This window comes from uncultured Pseudoteredinibacter sp. (assembly GCF_947500695.1).
In the GTDB taxonomy this organism is placed as follows: Bacteria; Pseudomonadota; Gammaproteobacteria; order Pseudomonadales; family Cellvibrionaceae; genus Pseudoteredinibacter.
On record NZ_CANMSS010000023.1, the window covers coordinates 1 to 3,558 of the forward strand.

A 3,558-nucleotide genomic window follows, 5' to 3' on the forward strand; every position below is an offset into this window, starting at 1 on the left:
CCGACAGGGGTTCTTTGGAATAAAAGCTTGACGATGACCTACTCTCACATGGGCAAAGCCCACACTACCATCGGCGCTGAGTCGTTTCACTTCTGAGTTCGGGATGGGATCAGGTGGTTCCAACTCGCTATGGTCGTCAAGCAAACTTGGATGAGTTTGTGGTTGGTCTTATTAGATATCAGATCTAGGCCGCACTCACTCAAATAGGGTGGTGGAAGTACTTCTTTCGAAGTCCGAATCACTAGCAGTTACACTGCGCAGTCATTCGTAAAGTTGTATCGACCTCCACGGATGGAGGAAGTGCTGGGATTGTCAGGAACAATCTCAGTGCAAATTAATTCTGTATGTGTTCAGTCTATCTAGACTCTCTTACCATACCTATCCTCAGCCACATTCAGTAGCCTCAGTTATATGGTCAAGCCTCACGGGCAATTAGTACTGGTTAGCTCAACGCCTTACAACGCTTCCACACCCAGCCTATCAACGTCGTAGTCTTCAACGGCCCTTTAGGGGAATTAAATTCCCAGGGAAAACTTATCTTGAAGGAGGCTTCCCGCTTAGATGCTTTCAGCGGTTATCCCGTCCGAACGTAGCTACCGGGCAATGCCATTGGCATGACAACCCGAACACCAGAGGTTCGTCCACTCCGGTCCTCTCGTACTAGGAGCAGCTCTTCTCAATTTTCCAACGCCCACGGCAGATAGGGACCGAACTGTCTCACGACGTTCTAAACCCAGCTCGCGTACCACTTTAAATGGCGAACAGCCATACCCTTGGGACCGGCTTCAGCCCCAGGATGTGATGAGCCGACATCGAGGTGCCAAACACCGCCGTCGATGTGAACTCTTGGGCGGTATCAGCCTGTTATCCCCGGAGTACCTTTTATCCGTTGAGCGATGGCCCTTCCATACAGAACCACCGGATCACTATGACCTACTTTCGTACCTGATCGACGTGTCAGTCTCTCAGTCAAGCACCCTTATGCCATTGCACTAATCTCATGATTTCCGACCATGATTAGGGTACCTTCGTGCTCCTCCGTTACTCTTTGGGAGGAGACCGCCCCAGTCAAACTACCCACCAGACACTGTCTGCAATCCCGATAAGGGACCTACGTTAGAACCTCAAACATACCAGGCTGGTATTTCAAGATCGGCTCCACTTAATCTAGCGACTAAGTTTCAAAGCCTCCCAGCTATCCTACACAAGTAGGCTCAAAGTTCAGTGTCAAGCTGTAGTAAAGGTTCACGGGGTCTTTCCGTCTAGCCGCGGGAACACAGCATCTTAACTGCGAGTTCAATTTCACTGAGTCTCGGGTGGAGACAGCGTGGCCATCATTACGCCATTCGTGCAGGTCGGAACTTACCCGACAAGGAATTTCGCTACCTTAGGACCGTTATAGTTACGGCCGCCGTTTACCGGGGCTTCGATCAAGAGCTTCGCACAAGTGCTAACCCCATCAATTAACCTTCCGGCACCGGGCAGGCGTCACACCCTATACGTCCACTTACGTGTTTGCAGAGTGCTATGTTTTTAATAAACAGTTGCAGCCACCTGGTCACTTCGGCCAGCCTCAGCTTAGGGAGCAAGTCCCATCACCAAAACCGGCGTACCTTCTCCCGAAGTTACGGTACCATTTTGCCTAGTTCCTTCACCCGAGTTCTCTCAAGCGCCTTAGTATTCTCTACCTGACCACCTGTGTCGGTTTGGGGTACGATCCCTTATAACCTGAAGCTTAGAAGCTTTTCTTGGAAGCATGGCATCAACTACTTCAACTCATAAATGAGTCTCGTCATCAGCTCTCAGCCTTAAGATCCCGGATTTGCCTAAGATCTCAGCCTACAGCCTTAAACACGGACAACCAACGCCGTGCTAGTTTAGCCTTCTCCGTCCCTCCATCGCAGTTATAAGAGGTACAGGAATATTAACCTGTTTCCCATCGACTACGCCTTTCGGCCTCGCCTTAGGGGTCGACTAACCCTGTCCCGATTAGCGTTGGACAGGAACCCTTGGTCTTCCGGCGGGGGAGTTTTTCACTCCCCTTATCGTTACTCATGTCAGCATTCGCACTTCTGATACGTCCAGCATGCCTCACAGCACACCTTCAGCCGCTTACAGAACGCTCCCCTACCCTGCTATAAATAGCAGCCGCAGCTTCGGTTACCAATTTAGCCCCGTTACATCTTCCGCGCAGGCCGACTCGACTAGTGAGCTATTACGCTTTCTTTAAAGGATGGCTGCTTCTAAGCCAACCTCCTAGCTGTCTGGGCCTTCCCACATCGTTTCCCACTTAATTGGTATTAGGGACCTTAGCTGGCGGTCTGGGTTGTTTCCCTTTCCACTATGGACGTTAGCACCCATAGTGTGTCTCCCATGATTGCACTCACTGGTATTCGGAGTTTGCAAAGGGTTGGTAAGTCGGGATGACCCCCTAGCCTTAACAGTGCTCTACCCCCAGTGGTGATACATGAGGCTCTACCTAAATAGATTTCGGGGAGAACCAGCTATCTCCGAGCTTGATTAGCCTTTCACTCCGATCCACAGCTCATCCCCGCATTTTTCAACATACGTGGGTTCGGGCCTCCAGTCAGTGTTACCTAACCTTCACCCTGGCCATGGATAGATCGCTCGGTTTCGGGTCTATTGCCAGCGACTCGACGCCCTATTAAGACTCGGTTTCCCTACGGCTCCCCTAAACGGTTAACCTTGCCACTGACAATAAGTCGCTGACCCATTATACAAAAGGTACGCAGTCACAGAACAAGTCTGCTCCTACTGCTTGTACGCATACGGTTTCAGGTTCTATTTCACTCCCCTCACAGGGGTTCTTTTCGCCTTTCCCTCACGGTACTGGTTCACTATCGGTCAGACAGGAGTATTTAGCCTTGGAGGATGGTCCCCCCATATTCAGTCAGGATATCACGTGTCCCGACCTACTCGATTTCACAACAAGTGCCTTTTCGTGTACGGGGCTATCACCCTGTATCGCCCAACTTTCCAGAAGGTTCCACTAAAACACAAGTTGCTTAAGGGCTAATCCCCGTTCGCTCGCCGCTACTAAGGGAATCTCGGTTGATTTCTTTTCCTCCGGGTACTTAGATGTTTCAGTTCCCCGGGTTCGCCTCCATAGCCTATGTATTCAGCTATGGATACCCGCAAGCGGGTGGGTTTCCCCATTCGGAAATGTTAGGATCAAAGCGTGTTTGCCAGCTCCCCTAACCTTATCGCAGGCTCCTACGTCCTTCATCGCCTCTGTCTGCCAAGGCATCCACCGTATGCGCTTAGTCGCTTGACCATATAACTCAAGCAACTGAATGTGCACGACTTACAAAATTCGATTAATGTTACAAAGTCCAGACCGGACTCCATAACACTGGATCTCATGATTTGTAAAAACAATAAATTCGCCGGACAGGTATGTTAGTTAGTCAGATAGACTTTTGTTACATACTCGTCAATTAATTTGCAGTATTACAACTTTACTTTCCACCTTGTTAAAGAACGTCTGATTGTAAAAATCAGAAGAAAAATATTTCCAAGAAATACTTTTCTTCTGAA

Annotated in this window: 2 rRNA genes; both read right to left on the minus strand. The window is 49.6% G+C overall.

The features are described from left to right. Positions 1–25: 25 nt before the first annotated feature. A 5S ribosomal RNA gene (gene rrf, locus Q1A08_RS21305) occupies positions 26–141 on the minus strand. A 270-nt stretch (positions 142–411) separates the two neighbouring features. Next, positions 412–3,295: ribosomal RNA gene (locus tag Q1A08_RS21310) — 23S ribosomal RNA — on the minus strand. Between the last annotated feature and the right edge of the window lie 263 nt (positions 3,296–3,558).